The following is a 15,848-nucleotide window of genomic DNA, read 5'->3' on the forward strand; positions in this document are numbered from 1 at the left end:
ACGTCTGTGCGCCGGCGAACACTCGCCCGGCCCAACAACACCGTGTAGGAGAACCCTCGATGCTCAAGCCCCGCTCCACCGCCACCCGCGAGCTGGTGAATCTCGACGGGATCTGGCGGTTCGCCGTCGCCCGGGATTCCGCCCCCGAGCCATGGGCCGGCCCGCTCGACACCCGGCTGGAGGCACCTGTACCGGCCAGCTACAACGACCTGTTCACCGACAGCGCGATCCGCGACCACGTCGGCTGGGTGTGGTACCAGCGTTCGGTGCGGGTGCCGCGCGGCTGGGCGGGCGAGCGGGTCGTGCTGCGGGTCGACGCCGCCACGCACGAGGGGAAGGTGTACGTCGATGACGTGCTGGTCGCCCAGCACGTGGGCGGTTACACGCCGTTCGAGGCGGACATCACCGAACACGTCCGCCCCGGCGGGGAGTTCCGGCTCACCATCGGCGTCAACAACGAGCTGACGAGTGTCACGATGCCGCCGGGCACGATCACCGTCTCTGCGGACGGCCGGCGCAAGCAGACGTACCTGCACGACTTCTACAACTACGCGGGGCTCGCCCGCTCGGTGTGGCTGTACAGCAAGCCCGCGGTCCACGTCGACGACGTCACCGTCGTGACGGGCCTCGACGGCGCGACCGGGACGGTCGACTACTCGGTCGAGACGAACGCGCCTGCCACGGTCCGGGTGCGCGCGCTCGACGCCCGCGGCACCGAAGTCGCCGCCGCGGAGGGGCCGAACGGTACCCTGCGGATCGACGACGTGACACTGTGGCGGCCGGGTTCCGCGTACCTCTACGAGCTCGTCGTCGATGTCCTGGACGGTGACGGCGAGGTCGTGGACACCTTCGCCGAGCCGTTCGGGGTGCGCACGGTCGAGGTGCGCGGCACCCAGTTCCTCATCAACGGGGAGCCGTTCTACTTCACCGGCTTCGGCAGGCACGAGGACACTCCCGTGCGCGGCAAGGGTCACGACGACGCCTATCTCGTGCACGACTTCCAGCTCATGGAGTGGATCGGTGCCAACTCCTTCCGTACCTCGCACTATCCGTACGCCGAGGAGGTCATGGAGTTCGCCGACCGGCACGGCATCGTCGTCATCGACGAGACCGCGGCCGTCGGCCTCAACCTGGCCGTGGAGGCAGGGCTTTTGGGTACCCCGCCCCGGGCCACGTTCTCCGACGACACGTTCAACGACGAAACGCGCGCGGCGCACGCCCAGGCGATCCGGGAGCTGATCGCCCGCGACAAGAACCATCCCAGCGTCGTGATGTGGTGCATCGCCAACGAGCCGTCCTCCAACGAGGAGGGCGCCCGCGAGTACTTCGAGCCGCTGGTCGAGCTGACCCGCAAGCTCGACCCCACACGTCCGGTGACCTACGCGGCGGTGATGTTCGCGACGCACGAGAACGACCTCATCGCCGACCTCTTCGACGTCCTGTGCATCAACCGCTACTACGGCTGGTACATCGCCACCGGCGACCTGGCCACCGCGGAGATGTACCTGGAGGGCGATCTGCGCGGCTGGGCCGAGAAGTTCGGCAAGCCGATCATGGTGAGCGAGTACGGGGCGGACACGCTGCCGGGGCTGCACTCGATATGGGACGCGCCCTGGACCGAGGAGTACCAGCTCGCCTACCTGGAGGCGAACCACCGCGCCTTCGACCGCATCGATGCCTTCATCGGCGAACACGTGTGGAACTTCGCCGACTTCCAGACCACGAACGGCATCCACCGGGTCGGCGGCAACAAGAAGGGAATCTTCACCCGCGAACGGCACCCCAAGGCGGCGGCCCACGCGTTGCGGCAGCGGTGGCTGCCGCTCGGCGGGCGCAAGCCGTCGGGCACCGTCGAGTAGCGCCCGGGCGCGAGACGGCACGGCCCACTGACAGCCACCCACTCCGGGAGGAACCCTTCATGAACGCCTCCGACTTCACCGGCCGCAGTGTCATCGTCACCGGAGCGGGCTCCGGCATCGGCAGGGCCACCGCGCTGGCCTTCGCCGGCCGGGGCGCCGGGATCGTGGTGGCCGACCTCGACGCCAAGGCCGCCGACGAAGCCAGAGCCGAGATCGAGAACAGCGGCGGTACTGCCGTCGCAGTCGTCGGCGACCTCAGCGAGCAGCCGGTCGTCGACAAGGTCGTCACCACCGCGATCGACACCTTCGGCTCCATCGACGTGCTGGTCAACAACGCCGGGATCATGGACAGCATGTCCGCGGTGGCCGACGTGACCGACGCGGAGTGGGAACGCCTGATACGGGTCAACCTGACCGCCCCGTTCCTGCTCACCCGGGCCGTCCTCCCCCACATGCTGGGCGCCGGGCGCGGCGCGATCGTCTTCACCGCCTCCGAGGCCGCACTGCGCGGCAGCAGTGCGGGAGCCGCGTACACCACCGCCAAGCACGGCATCGCGGGCCTGACCAAGTCCCTCGCCGTCACCTACCGTCACCACGGCATCCGCACCAACGCGATCGCCCCCGGCGCGACCCTCACCGGCATCCGGCTCGACATCGACCCGGACGCGCCCGGCCCGCAGGCACTCATGCCCTACATGGGCAACGCCGGCCAACCGGCCGCCGCCGAGACCCAGGCCGCCGCCATCCTGTTCCTCGCCTCCGACGCGGCCTCGAACATCAACGGCGCCGTCCTGCCCGTGGACGGCGGCTGGTCCGCCGTCTGACCGGCTCGAGGACCTGCGTGAACGCGTACGCCCATCACCCCGCACTCCACGGACAGCAGGGAGGCCCCATGCGCACCTCTCACAAGCCGCCCGCCCCCACAACCCCGGTCCCGGACGGGCTCGGATTCGACCCGGACGCCCTGCGCGCCAAGTACCGGGCGGAGCGCGACCGCCGGATCCGCCCCGACGGCAACAGGCAGTACCGGCGCCTCGGCGGCGAGCCGAGCAGGTACGCCCAAGGCCCTTACGCGGAGCCCGGGTTCACCCGTGAACCCCTGCACGACGGGGTCGAGGTGGCCGTCGTCGGCGACGACTTCGGCGGCACGTGGTACTGGAACCGCTATCCGGGGGTCCAGTGCGACATCGAGTCGTACGTCTATCTGCCGCTGCTCGAAGAGGTCGGCCACATCCCGGAGTGGCGGTACGCGCCGGGCGAGGAGATCCGGCAGCACGCGCGGGCCATCGGCCGGCACTTCGACCTCTACCGCGACGCCTGCTTCCGCCATGTGGTGGTGTCGAGCGGCACGCTCAGTCTGCCCAAGCTGCCCGGCATCCCCGGTACCGAGACCTTCCAGGGGCACATGTTCCACACGAGCCGCTGGGACTACGCCTACACGGGCGGTGACGCGAACGGCGATCTCCACGGGCTCGCCGACAAGCGCGTGGCCGTCATCGGCACCGGCGCGACCGCCATCCGGATCGTGCCCCATCTCGGGTGCGACGCACGGCAGTTGTACGTGTTCCAGCGCACGCCGTCCTCGGTCGACGTGCGCGGCAACCGCCGTACGGACCCCGCGTGGGCCGAGTCCCTCACCCCCGGCTGGCAGCGGCATCGCCGGGACAGCTTCCTCACGCTCGTCAGCGGCGGCCAGGCGGAGGAGGACCTGATCCAGGACGGCTGGACCGCCTCCGCCCGGCTGCTGCAGAACCTCGTTCCGACCGACAGCTACAACCACCTCCCGGCCGATGAGCACGAACGCCTGGGCGAACTGGCCGACTTCCAGAAGATGAACGAGCTGCGCGCCCGCGTGGACGCCCTCGTCGACGACCCGGCCACGGCCGAGGCGCTGAAGCCCTGGTACCGCTACATGTGCAGGCGGCCCCCGTTCAGCGACACCTACTTACAGACCTTCAACCGGCCGAACGTCACGCGCGTCACCTTCCCCGAGCGTCGCCGCGGTCCTCGCCGAGGCCCACAAGCGCCAGGCCCCGTACGTCGGGCCGAGCGCGGAGGCCGAGGCCGCCTGGGTCGCCACGATCCACGGGAAGGCGACCGGCCTGCACACGTTCCAGGCCGAGTGCACCCCCGGCTACTACAACAACGAGGGCAGGCCCAGGCAATGGACGAGGTCGTCGGATGACGCACCCCAGCCGATTCGACGGCACCGGCCGACAGCGGCCGACGAGCGACCGCCGGCATCCCGCCGGACGGCGGTACGCCCGAACTGTTCGCGCGGGACGTGCACGACCCGGTGGCGGTGCGCTTCGACCGGGGAGGGACCTTGGCCGTCCTCTCGCGCGGCATCGCCGGCATCGTCACCCGATCGGTCGTCACCTCCGGTGTCGCGGGCCTGGACAACGCGGCCTTCGACGCGGAGAACCGCATGTTCGAACTGTTCACCGTCGAGGTCGATCACCGGTGGCTGCGGGCGATCTCGCTCACCACCGGGGAGAGCCGGATCGAGGCGGAGAACCTCGCCGTCGGCCTGCCCCCGGGAATCGTCCCGCCCCGCCCCGCGACAGCGCCGGGTCCCCCCGGTCCCCCGCGCCAGTTCGCCGGACTGGCCGTGGGCCCGGACGGCTCCCTGCTCGTCTCGGCCAACAGAGAGGGAACCGTGCTGCGGCTCACCTTCCCCCGACGGGACAACCGATCGCCTGCTGAGGAGGCATGGAAATGACGCGCAACCGCTTCCGCGGGGGTGCCACAGCACCGTACGAAGACCCGTCCCTCCCCATGGAGGAGCGCGTCGAGGACCTCCTCGGCCGCCTGACCCTGGAGGAGAAGGCCGGACTGATGTTCCACAGCCAGGCCGTCATGGGGCCCGGCGGCGAGTTCATCGACGACCCCGAGCGGATGCAGTGGGGCCAGTTGGTGCGTGACATGGTCGAGAACCGGCACATGAACCACTTCAACCTGGTCGGCGGCGCCGAACCCGAGGAGATCGCGGCCTGGCACAACCAGGTCCAGAAGATCGCCCTGTCCACGCGCCTCGGCATCCCTGTGACCCTCTCCAGCGACCCGCGCCACCACTTCACCGAGAACTGGGCCATGTCGACGCAGGCACGGGGCTTCGCCCAGTTCCCGGAGACGACCGGCCTGGCCGCGATCGGCGACGAGGAGACGGTGCGGGCCTTCGCGAACCTGGTGCGGCGCGAGTACCTCGCGGTCGGCATCCGGGTGGCCCTCCACCCGCAGCTCGACCTGGCCACCGAACCGCGCTGGGCCCGGACCAGCGGCACCTTCGGCGAGAGCGCGGACCTCACCGGCCGGCTGGGGGCCGCCTACATCAAGGGCCTGCAGGGCGACGCCCTCGGCCCGCACTCGGTCGCGGCGATGACCAAGCACTTCCCCGGGGGCGGACCGCAGAAGGACGGCGAGGACCCGCACTTCCCCCACGGACGCGAACAGGTCTACCCCGGCGGCATGTTCGACCACCACCTCGCGCCCTTCCTCAAGGCCCTGGAGGCCGGCACCTCGCAGATGATGCCCTACTACGGCATGCCGGTGGACACGGACATGGAAGCCGTCGGCTTCGGCTTCAACAAGGGCGTGATCACGGGACTGCTGCGCGAGAGACTCGGCTTCGACGGCATCGTGTGCACCGACTGGAGCCTGGTCAACGACACCGTCTACGGCGAGGCGCGGGCCTGGGGAGTCGAACAACTCACCTCGTCGGAACGGACGTTGAAGGTCATCGAGGCCGGCTGCGACCAGTTCGGTGGCGAGTCCTCCCCCGACCTGGTCGTCGAGCTGGTGCGCACGGGCCAGGTGACCGAGGAACGGATCGACACCTCCGTACGGCGTCTGCTGCGCGAGAAGTTCGTCCTCGGCCTGTTCGAGAACCCGTTCGTGGACGTCGACGCCGCCGCGTCGGTGGTGGGCACCGCGGAGGCGGTCCGGGCCGGACGGATCGCGCAGAGCCGGTCGGTCACGCTGCTCAAGAACACCGGCACCCTGCTTCCGCTCGCCGAGGGCACCCGTGTGTACGTCGAGGGCGTCGACCCCGGGACCGCCGCCGGGTACAGCACCGTCGTGGCCACCCCCGAGGAGGCGGACGTCGCGATCCTGCGGCTCAGCACCCCGTACGACAAACGCACCGGCCCACTGGAGACCTATTTCCACGCGGGCAGGCTCGCCTTCGACGCGGACGAACTCGCCCCCGTCCTCGACGTGTGCGCCAAGGTGCCCACCGTCGTCGACATCTATCTGGAACGCCCCGCCGTGATCCCGGAGATCGCCGAGGTCTCGGCCGCCCTGGTCGGCACTTACGGCGCGGGGGACGGACCGCTGCTCGACGTGCTCTTCGGGCGGCGGGCCCCCGAGGGCCGGCTGCCGTTCCAGCTGCCCCGCTCGATGGCCGACGTCGAACGTCAGCGCCCCGACATGCCGAGTGACGGAACGGGCCCCGTGTTCGAGTTCGGTCACGGACTCACCTACTGACCCCGTGGAAGGAGCGCCCCACCCGTGTCGATCCTGCCTTCGAGGGCCCACAGTACGATGAGGCATGACGTCGTACCCGAACAGTTCGTCCCCGGTGGGGAGTGCCGTTGCCGCACGGACCGGTCGGCGTGCGGCCGGTGCCGGGCGCAAGCGCCTCGACGACGACCGGCGGGACGAGCTGCTCGGACGGCTGCGGGCGATCGTCCTGGCGGAAGGGTTCGCCGGGCTGACCGTCGACACGCTCGCCGCCCGGCTGCAGTGCTCGAAGTCCACGCTGTACGCGATCTCCTCCAACCGCCACCACCTCGTGGCGACCGCTCTCAAGAGCTTCTTCCACGAGGCGGCGGAGCGGGTGGAGAAAGAGGTCGCCGAGGTCACGGACCCGGCACAGCAGATCGCCACGTATCTCGCGGCCGTGGGCCACCAGATGCGGCGTATGTCGGTCGCCTGCTACGAGGACATGCTCGACGACGACCTGACCCGGGAGATCTACACCGTCAACTCGCTGGCCGCGACGAGCAGGGTGCGCGGGATGATCCACGCGGGTGTGGAGTCGGGAGACTTCCGCACGGTGCACGCCGAGTTCGTCAGCCAGGCCGTGGGACTGCTGATCGACGGCATCCACAGCCGTGAGCTGCTCGTCTCGACCGGGCTGTCCTCGGGGGATGCCTTCGTCGAGCTGAGCGACCTCGTCCTCGGGGCGGTCTCCAAGACCGCTCGCTGACCGGCGGGCGGCGCCTCCACGACGCCGCACACACACTCATCAGGGTCGTCGCTGTTCACACCCTTGATGAATACTTCAGCGAGTACTAACGTACGCGAAATCGTACCCACATCGAAGGTCGCTTCGCCGTTCCGTTATGAGGCAAACGATGGCCCTCTCCGATCCCCGCCCAGCTCCCGGATCACCCGCCGACCCACTCGACCGGGTCCATGAGCTGGTCACCCTCTACAGCGACCCGCACGCGAGCGTCGCCCGCCTGCTCTGCGACGGGCATCCGTCCGACGCCGTCGCCTACACCGTCGTCGAGCCGGACCTGTCGGCCACCGTGCTCACGTACGGGCGGCTGAGGACGGAGTCCGAGCGGTTCGCCGCCGCCCTGGCCGGCCTCGGTGTCGGACCGGGCGACCGGGTCGCGACGCTGATGGGCAAGAGCGTCGACTATCTCGTCGCGCTGCTCGCGACCTGGCGGCTCGGCGCGGTGACGGTGCCGCTGTTCACCGCCTTCGCACCCCCGGCAATCGCGCTGCGGCTGCTGGCGAGCGATGCCAAGGTCGTCATCTGCGACGACACGCAGCGGTCCAAGCTCGACCCGGGTGAGGACATCCCGGCGGACGCGAAGTGGCAGGTCGTCGTCAGCGGAAGCGCGGGCAGGGACGGTGATCTCGGCTTCGCCGAGCTGCTGGCCGCGCACGAGCCCGGGTACCCCGCCGCCGCCCTGGGCTCAGACGCGCCGCTCGTGCACATCTTCACGTCCGGCACGACGGGCCGCCCCAAGGGCGTCGTCGTTCCCACCGCGGCGATCGCCGGCTGCCGCCTCTACGCCGAGTACGGCTGCGGCGTGAGAGAGGACGACGTCTTCTGGAACGCGGCCGACCCCGGCTGGGCCTACGGGCTCTATTTCGGCGTCATCGCCTCGCTGAGTCTGGGGGTGCCCGGCGTCCTGCTGCACGCCGGGTTCTCGGCGGAGCTCACCTGGCGGGTGATGGACGAGTTCAAGGTCACCAACTTCACCGCCGCGCCCACCGTCTACCGGTCGCTGCGCGCCTCCGGCGTCCCGGTGCCGGACGGGCTGGTGCTGCGCTGCGCGTCCAGTGCGGGCGAACCCCTGACACCCGAGGTCAACGCGTGGGCCGAGGAAGCGTTCGGTATCCAGGTGCACGACCACTACGGGCAGACCGAGGCGGGCATGCTGGTCAACAACCACCAGCTCCCGGCGCTGCGCCGACCGGTGCGCCCCGGCTCGATGGGGCACCCGATGCCCGGGTGGAGCCTGCGCGTCCTGCACGAGGACCGCGACGACATCGCGCCCGTCGGCACCGTCGGCCGGATCGCCGCCGACCTCACCGCCAGCCCCCTGGCCTGGTTCCACGGGTACGAGGGTGATCCGGCGAAGAGCGCGGAGAAGTTCAGCGCCGACGGCCGCTGGTACTACACCGGTGACGTCGGGCGGGTGGACGAGGAGGGCTACTTCCACTTCTCGTCCCGGGACGACGACGTGATCATCATGGCCGGCTACCGCATCGGCCCGTTCGAGGTCGAGTCGGTCCTGGTCACCCACCCCGCGGTGGCCGAGTGCGCGGTCGTCGCCGCACCCGACGAGGTCCGCGGCGAGGTCCTGGAGGCCTTCGTCGTCCTCCAGGACGGAGCGGAGGCCTCCGACCGACTGGCCACCGAACTCCAGCAGTTGGTGAAGAAGCGCTTCGCCGCCCACGCCTACCCCCGCACGGTGCACTTCGTCGACCTGCTGCCGAAGACGCCCAGCGGAAAGATCCAGCGATACGTCCTGCGCCGGCAGCGCCAGACCGACCCGAAGGCCCACTCGTGACCTCTGCGGTACTCACCGAACAGACCGGCACCGTCCGCCGGCTCCGGCTCAACCGGCCCGAGAGCCGGAACTCGATCAACCCGGACCTGATCCGCGCCCTCGACGGCGCCGTCGCCGACGCGATGCACGACCCGGACACCGAGGCCGTCGTGATCTCCGGCAACGGGCCGAGCTTCTGCGCCGGAGCCGATCTGCGCCACCTGCTGGAGCTGGCCCGTACGGGCGGGGACCCGCTGGCGTTCCTCGGCCTGGTCTCGGAGTGCTTCACCCGGCTGGAGACGGCACCGAAGCCCGTCATCGCCGCCGTGCACGGCCATGTGGTCGCCGGCGGACTGGAGTTGGCGCTCGCGTGCGACGCGGTCGTGGCCCGGGAGGGCACGGTCATCGGCGACGGACACATCCGCAACGGCCTGCTGCCCGGCGCCGGTTCGAGCGTACGGCTGCCCCGCAAGGTCGGTGAGCCCCTGGCCCGGCGGCTGATGCTCACCGGTGAACTGCTGCCGGCCGAACAGTTCGTGCCCAGCGGTTTCGTCCAGGCCGTCACCGGGGCCGAGGAGTTCGAGGCGACGGTCACGTCCGTCGCCCGGTCCTTCACCCAACTGCCGCCCGGACACGCTCGGCTGAAGCAGCTGCTCGCCGATCCGAACGTGCCCGAGGCCCTGCTGCGGGAACTCGACGTGTTCGCCGAGCACTGGCGCGAGCAGGACATCGCAGCCAAGCTCACCCGTTTCTTCGACCAGCGAGCCGTGAGGTAGCACCGTGCAGCGCTATACAGACCGAGTCGTGTCGATCACCGGCGCCGGACAGGGACTGGGCCGTGCCATGGCCCTGCGGTTCGCCGCGGAGGGCGCCCGGTTGGCGTTGTGCGACGTCAACGAGGCCTCGGTGAAGGAGACAGCCGAGGAGTGCGGCGGTGACGTCCGTACGTCGGTCGTGGACGTGGCCGACGCCGGGCAGGTCGACGCGTGGGTCGCCGGCACGATCGCGTCCTTCGGCCGGGCGGACGTCCTGGTGAACAACGCCGGGGTCATCCGGGACAACCGGCTGGAGCGGATGACCGACGACGAGTGGAACGCCGTCGTCGATGTCAGCCTGCGGGGCATGTTCCACTGCTGCCGAGCCGTCTTCCCGCACATGAAGCAGCAGGGCTACGGCCGGATCCTGTCCTTCTCCTCCATGTCCTGGCGCGGCAACTTCGGACAGGTCAACTACGCCGCCGCGAAGGCCGGTGTGGTGGGCATGGCCCGCACGATCGCTCTCGAGGGCGCCCCGCACGGCGTGACGTCGAACGCGATCGCGCCCGGCCTCATCGACACCCCGATGCTGGCCTCGATGAACGAGGCCGGCCGCGCGAAGCTCGCCTCCCGGGTGCCCATGAAGCACATCGGCGACCCGACGGACATCGCCGAGGCCGCGGCCTACCTGTGCTCGGAGGCGGCCCGGTACGTGACGGGCGTGGTCCTCGACGTGGACGGCGGAATCAGCATCGGCAGCGCCCTGCGCTGACACACCACGGATCGACGGGAAGGGCACGACAACATGGCTGACACCGCTGAACTCACAGTAGAGAACGACGTGATGGTCCCGATGCGCGACGGCGTCCGGCTGCGTACGGACATCTTCCGACCGGCCGGGCCGGGTCCCTACCCGGTGCTGCTCCAGCGTTACCCGTACACCCCCCGCGACGGGATCTCGGCGATGTTCGCGCAGATCATCGCCCGGCAGGGCTACGCCGTGATCGTGCAGAGCTGCCGCGGCCGGTACGGCTCCGAGGGTGAGTTCTATCCCTTCGTACCGGATGTGGAGGACGGCTACGACGCCGTCGAGTGGGCGGCGGCCCAGCCGTGGTCGAACGGCAAGGTGGGCATGTGGGGCATGTCCTACAGCGGCTTCTCGCAGTGGGCCGCCGCCATCGCCCGGCCGCCGCACCTGGTCGCGCTCGCCCCGTTCACGTGCAGCTGGGACTGGGGCGAGAGCGCGTGGTACTACGCGCCCGGCGTGCTCCATCTCGGCCTCGCACTGAGCTGGAGCGGCCTCATGACCACGGAGGAGGCCGACCGCCGGGGCGTTCCCTCGCCGCTGCCCGGCTTCGCCGCCGCCGGCGCGATCATGGACAGCAGGGGCCTCGGCGACCCGGCGAAGCTCGCCGAGATGGCCCGGCTGGAGGTGGAGGCCACCTACAGCATGCTCGATCGCCGCCCGCTGCGGGACGTCGAGGAACTGCGGGAGCTCGCGCCGTGGTTCCGCGACCACTGCGACCACGACGACCGCGACGACCCGTACTGGGAGCAGATCAGCGCCGCCGCCCACGCCGACGACATCGACCTGCCGATCTTCCACCTGGGCGGCTGGTACGACTTCTTCGCCAAGGGCAACCTGGACGCCTACACCGCGCTGGCGCGGACCCGCGAGGGACAGCGTCTGCTCGTCGGTCCGTGGAACCACAACTGCGTCCAGCAGCGGCCCGACGCCGACGCGAACGCCGGATACTTCGTCGACTTCAGCCCCGAAGCGCCGGTCATGCGGTTCTTCGCCCACCATCTCAAGGGCGAACTGCCCACCTACGAGGCGCAGGAACCGCCGGTCCGGCTGTACGTGATGGGTGACAACGTCTGGCGCGAGGAGCAGGAATGGCCCCTGGCCCGGACCGAGTGGACCCCGTACCACCTGCACTGCGCCGACGGTGACCGCAGCCTGTCGACCCTGCCGCCGTCCGACGAGCAGCCCGACGAGTACGTGTACGACCCGAGCGACCCCGTGCCCGGCTCGCTCCGGACCGGCGCGGCGTACAACGACCCGGTGGACCTCGACGCCGTCGCCCTGCGGTCCGACGTGCTCGTCTACACCACCCGCGCGCTGGAGGCCGAGGTGGAGGTCACCGGTCCGGTGGCGCTGGAGCTGTGGGCGTCGTCGTCCGTGGAGAACACCGACTTCACCGCGAGGCTCGTCGACGTCTTCCCCGACGGCGCCGCCGTCACCGTCTGCCAGGGCGTCGTCCGGACGGGACACGGCGTGGCGGAGCCCCGGACGCCCGGAACGGCGTACCGCTACGAGATCAGCCTCTGGTCGACGAGCACGGTCTTCAAGGCCGGGCACCGCATCCGGCTCGACATCTCCTCCAGCGAGTTCCCCACGTACGACCTCAACCCGAACACGGGCGAGCGCATCACCCACGCCACCTCGGACAGGACAGTGCCGGCCACCCAGCGCGTCTTCCACGACGAGCTGCACCCCTCGTGCCTGATCCTCCCGATCATCCCTCGCTGACGAACCGTCAAGGAGCGCCATGGAACCCGTGATTCCCGCAAGTCTGCGCCGTTCCCCGGACGACGGCTCGGCGACGTTCGCCCCGTACGGCACCCACGTGCCCTCCCTCGACACGTACGACTACGTCGAGGAGGAATGGATCGCCACCGGTGAGGAGGACGGCCACACCTACGCGACGACCGTGCTCGTACGACGGCCCCGGGACCGGGCGCGCTTCAGCGGCACCGTGGTCGCCGAGCCGCTGCATGTCCACGGCATCGCGCCGATCTGGATCTACAGCGGCCCCTACATCCTGCGGTCGGGCCACGCGTGGGTGGAGATCACCGCGCAGAAGACCACGCTGGACCTGCATGTGAAGGCGTCCAACCCGCAGCGCTACGAGTCCCTGCACATAGAAGGGCCCGACAGCGCGGACTTCGACCTGAACGTGAACCTGGGAGACCGCGAGCATTCGAAGACGTTCTTCGCCGAGCTGGTACGCCGGAACCGGGCGACGAGCACGATCCTCGCCCAGGTCGGCGCCGCCCTCCGATCGCCCGAGGGACCGTTCGCGGGCACCGAGCCGGCCCAGGTGGTCCTCGCCGGGCACTCGCAGACCGGCTGGGTGACCACCAGCTTCATCGACGACACCCACGACGTGCTGCGCCTCGCCGACGGCTCGCCCGTCTACGACGGCTTCTTCCCCTCGGGCTTCCCCCTCGACCCCTTCCACGACGTCGACGTACCGGTCGTGCAGGTCATGAGCGACGGAGACGTCTCCGTCCCCTCCTACTCGTTCGTCCCCGGCTACGAGGGCCGCCAGTACCGTCGCGACGACAGCGACAAGCCCGGCGACCGCTTCCGCCTCTACGAACTCGCCGGTATCCCCCACATGGGCACCCGTCACGCGCCCTACGACGACGCGTCGCTGTGGAAGGCGAACTTCCCGGACGACGACGTCACCTTCGGCCCGAAGATGAACAGCCTGCCCCACTTCGAACTCTTCAACATGGGCCTGCACCACCTGGTCGAGTGGGTGGCGAACGGCACCGTGCCGCCCCGCGCCGACCGCCTGGAGGTCGGCCCGGACGGCTACTTCGCCCAGGACGAGCACGGCAACACCCGGGGCGGGGTACGCAGCGCCCAGCTGGACGTACCGCACTCCACGTACCGGCCCAACCCGACCAACCCGGACGGCACTCCGAGCTATCTGACGGTCGGCAGCGACGAGCCGTTCGACGCGGGGAAGCTGCGGGAGCTGTACGGGAACTCGTCCGCGTACGTCGAGCGCTTCGACAGCCGGCTGGACGAACTCGTCGCCGAGGGCTGGCTCCTCGCGGAGGACACCGACGACATGCGGCGCGAGGCGCGGCAGATCGAGATCCCGTAGCGGAAACCGGTCGGCGGCGGACGGTGCGCCCGTTCCCGCCGCCGGACTCGCCGGCTGACTGGTCAGCTTCTCGCCCTCGACGTCGACATGAGGCAGCGTCCGGACCACGAACGCGTCGAGCAGGACGCCGCCCGCCAGGGCCAGACCCATGCCCTTCGTGACCTGCACGTCGACGAAGACGAAGGAGCCGAAGACGACCACCAGCCGTCCACCATGGCCGTGACCGGGCTCTTGCCGCGCGAGTACTCCTCGCGCATCCGGGAGACGAGGAAGACCTCGTAGTCCATGGCGAGGCCGAACAGGATGCCCATGATGGCGAGGAACGGGATCCGTCAACCGGATGCTGGATCACATCCACGCCGCCCTCGACGCCGACGACGCCTCGAGAGAACGGCTGCGCCAGTTCGTAGGGGACGCCTCCCACGAACTGCGCGCCCCCCTGCAGTCGATCCGCGGCTACGGCGAGCTCTGGACGATCCGGCCGACCTCGAACCCGGGGACCTGCCAACTACGCGGAGTCGTCGCCAACTTGCTGGCCAATACTGCGTGTCGCCCACGAGGGTCCGGGCATCCCTTCCGAGGCGCTCCCCCACGTCCTCGACCGCTTCTACCGCGTCGACAAGAGCAGAAGCCGCGCCCGCGGCGGCAGCGGCCTCGGGCTCTCCATCGTCGCGGCCATCGCCGACCTGCACGGCGGCACCCTCCACATCGACAGCCCATCGGGCAGAGGAACCCTGATCGAGGTGACTCTTCCCGTCCTGTGAGCGTCGCTCGCCCCGGACACGACCTAGGCGCGCATCGTGGTACCGCCGTCGACGGACAGGATCTGACCGGTGATCCACTCCGACAGGTCGGACAGCAGGAACGCCACGGTGGCACCGATGTCCTGGGGCTTGCCATGACGCGGCGCCGGCGTCCCCGTGAGGATCATGTCGCGGAAGTCCTCGGGCAGGTTCAGCTTCGTCTGCTCCGTCAGCACCAGACCCGGCGCGACACCGTTGGCGCGTATGCCGTCCTTGCCGTACTTGCGCGCGACGTGCCGGGTGAGCGCCCCGACCCCCGCCTTCGTCACCGAGTACGCGACCTTGTCCGCCATCCCGGCGTAGGCGGCGCCGGACAGGGTGTTCACCACGGAGCCGCCACCGCTCGCGATCATGTGGGGCAGGGCGTGCTTGAGGGTCAGCAGATAGCCCGTCAGATTGACGTCGATCGTGCGCTGCCAGGCGGCCAGGTCGATGTCCACCGCGTTCGTGTCCTTGGCGACCTCGTCCGGATGGATGTTGGCGGCCACGTTGAAGAGTCCGTCGATCCGCCCGTACTCCTTCATCGCCCGGTCTGTCTGGCTCTTGACCTGGTCCTCGTCCGAGATGTCGACGACCATGGCGATGCCTTCTCCCCCGGCGTCCCGGGCAACCTGCAGCGTGGCCTCGGCCGAGGCCTCGACGACGTCGCTCACCACGATCGCGGCACCGCCGCCCCCCAGGAACCTTGCCGTAGCGGTGGCGAGCCCGCCCGCGCCGGCGAGGACGACGACCTTGTTCTTGAGGCCTTCCATCAGCAATCTCCTTCAGGTTGGGCGCCACGACCTCAGGCTGGGCGCCACGACCCAAGAAACGTACATGCGTGTACGGATAATGACCAGTAGTCTGCGGTGCATGTCAGACGACGTTCGGCGCCCGAAGCGGCGCGACGGGGCCCGCAACCGGGAGCGGCTGCTGGCAGCCGCTCGTCAGGCGTTCGCCGAGCACGGGCCCGACGTGGCCTTCGAGGAGATCGCCCGCGCCGCCGAGGTCAGCCGGACCACGCTCTACCGCAACTTCGCCACCCGTGAGGAACTCGCGGCGACGGTCTTCGAGGACAACGTCGCGCGCATCGAGCGCCACGCCGCCGAGCTCGGCGAGCGACGGGACGGCATCGTGCGCCTCTTCGACTTCGTGCTCGCCATGCAGCGAGACAACCGGAGCCTCGCGCACGTCCTGTCCGGCGCGGACATCGAGTGGCTGACGGGTCTGTCCGCCCGGACCGTGGCGGCGTTCCGGTCCCACCTCGAACGGGGCCGCGAGGCGGGGCTCGTCCATCCGGACGTCGACGTCCAGGACATGATGCTGGCCTTCCCCATGGCGGCCGGAGCCATGGCGGACAACGACGTCGTGCACCGCGAACAGCTGAACGACCGCGTCCACGCCATGCTCCAGCGGGCCCTCTTCACCGACCGGGCGCGACCCGACTGACGGTCGGGCCCCTCGACACCGGCGGATCGGATCATCTGGACCGCGAGGTGATCGACGTCTCGGTCGTGGGCAACTGCGGAATCCAGTG

General features: G+C 70.0%; 14 protein-coding genes and 1 pseudogene. 13 read left to right on the forward strand and 2 right to left on the reverse strand.

The window, feature by feature from the left end:
* Nucleotides 1–59: 59 nt before the first annotated feature.
* From uidA to ACFPIH_RS36775, 11 genes and pseudogenes are all read left to right on the forward strand, one after another.
* On the forward strand, nucleotides 60–1,859 hold the full coding sequence (gene uidA / locus ACFPIH_RS36725; protein WP_381182461.1) for a beta-glucuronidase: 1,800 nt from the start codon (nucleotides 60–62) through the stop codon (nucleotides 1,857–1,859).
* Between the two features lie 59 nt (nucleotides 1,860–1,918).
* The gene (locus tag ACFPIH_RS36730) at nucleotides 1,919–2,683 is read left to right on the forward strand and encodes an SDR family NAD(P)-dependent oxidoreductase (protein WP_381182459.1); all 765 of its coding nucleotides are present in this window, start codon (nucleotides 1,919–1,921) and stop codon (nucleotides 2,681–2,683) included.
* 68 nt (nucleotides 2,684–2,751) lie between these two features.
* Nucleotides 2,752–3,840: pseudogene (locus tag ACFPIH_RS36735) on the forward strand (flavin-containing monooxygenase); the annotation flags it as partial.
* A 345-nt stretch (nucleotides 3,841–4,185) separates the two neighbouring features.
* Nucleotides 4,186–4,581: a hypothetical protein gene (locus tag ACFPIH_RS36740; RefSeq protein ID WP_381182548.1), complete on the forward strand. Its 396-nt coding sequence runs from the start codon at nucleotides 4,186–4,188 to the stop codon at nucleotides 4,579–4,581.
* Nucleotides 4,578–6,344, forward strand: a complete 1,767-nt coding sequence (locus ACFPIH_RS36745) for a glycoside hydrolase family 3 protein (RefSeq protein ID WP_381182457.1) — start codon at nucleotides 4,578–4,580, stop codon at nucleotides 6,342–6,344. The genes ACFPIH_RS36740 and ACFPIH_RS36745 overlap by 4 nt, the downstream gene beginning before the upstream one ends.
* A gap of 64 nt (nucleotides 6,345–6,408) precedes the next feature.
* A complete protein-coding gene (locus ACFPIH_RS36750; RefSeq protein WP_381182455.1) occupies nucleotides 6,409–7,068 on the forward strand; it encodes a TetR/AcrR family transcriptional regulator in 660 nt (219 codons plus the stop codon).
* 148 nt (nucleotides 7,069–7,216) lie between these two features.
* Nucleotides 7,217–8,893: an AMP-binding protein gene (locus ACFPIH_RS36755; protein WP_381182453.1), complete on the forward strand. Its 1,677-nt coding sequence runs from the start codon at nucleotides 7,217–7,219 to the stop codon at nucleotides 8,891–8,893.
* Entirely contained in the window at nucleotides 8,890–9,648 is a 759-nt protein-coding gene (locus ACFPIH_RS36760; protein WP_381182451.1) for an enoyl-CoA hydratase/isomerase family protein, read from the forward strand. Before ACFPIH_RS36755 ends, ACFPIH_RS36760 begins: the two co-directional genes overlap by 4 nt.
* A 28-nt stretch (nucleotides 9,649–9,676) precedes the next feature.
* A complete protein-coding gene (locus ACFPIH_RS36765) occupies nucleotides 9,677–10,399 on the forward strand; it encodes an SDR family oxidoreductase (RefSeq protein WP_381182449.1) in 723 nt (240 codons plus the stop codon).
* A gap of 33 nt (nucleotides 10,400–10,432) precedes the next feature.
* Nucleotides 10,433–12,160 (forward strand): CocE/NonD family hydrolase, encoded by a 1,728-nt coding sequence (locus ACFPIH_RS36770; RefSeq protein WP_381182447.1) that lies wholly within the window; start codon nucleotides 10,433–10,435, stop codon nucleotides 12,158–12,160.
* A 19-nt stretch (nucleotides 12,161–12,179) separates the two neighbouring features.
* Nucleotides 12,180–13,529: an alpha/beta hydrolase domain-containing protein gene (locus ACFPIH_RS36775; RefSeq protein WP_381182445.1), complete on the forward strand. Its 1,350-nt coding sequence runs from the start codon at nucleotides 12,180–12,182 to the stop codon at nucleotides 13,527–13,529.
* 62 nt (nucleotides 13,530–13,591) lie between these two features.
* On the opposite strand, the gene ACFPIH_RS36780 is transcribed toward ACFPIH_RS36775, so the two are convergent.
* Nucleotides 13,592–13,840, reverse strand: a complete 249-nt coding sequence (locus ACFPIH_RS36780; protein ID WP_385878463.1) for an MMPL family transporter — start codon at nucleotides 13,838–13,840, stop codon at nucleotides 13,592–13,594.
* Between the two features lie 258 nt (nucleotides 13,841–14,098).
* Between ACFPIH_RS36780 and ACFPIH_RS36785 the strand changes: the two genes are divergently transcribed.
* Nucleotides 14,099–14,293: an ATP-binding protein gene (locus ACFPIH_RS36785; RefSeq protein ID WP_385878479.1), complete on the forward strand. Its 195-nt coding sequence runs from the start codon at nucleotides 14,099–14,101 to the stop codon at nucleotides 14,291–14,293.
* Between the two features lie 23 nt (nucleotides 14,294–14,316).
* On the opposite strand, the gene ACFPIH_RS36790 is transcribed toward ACFPIH_RS36785, so the two are convergent.
* Complete coding sequence (locus ACFPIH_RS36790) at nucleotides 14,317–15,084, reverse strand: SDR family NAD(P)-dependent oxidoreductase (protein WP_381182442.1); 768 nt, start codon at nucleotides 15,082–15,084, stop codon at nucleotides 14,317–14,319.
* 100 nt (nucleotides 15,085–15,184) lie between these two features.
* Between ACFPIH_RS36790 and ACFPIH_RS36795 the strand changes: the two genes are divergently transcribed.
* Nucleotides 15,185–15,760, forward strand: coding sequence for a TetR/AcrR family transcriptional regulator (locus ACFPIH_RS36795; RefSeq protein ID WP_381182437.1), 576 nt, complete (start codon nucleotides 15,185–15,187; stop codon nucleotides 15,758–15,760).
* The last annotated feature ends 88 nt before the right edge of the window (nucleotides 15,761–15,848 follow it).

The sequence above is a fragment of the Streptomyces vulcanius genome, from assembly GCF_042653945.1.
GTDB lineage: Bacteria > Actinomycetota > Actinomycetes > Streptomycetales > Streptomycetaceae > Streptomyces > Streptomyces mangrovi.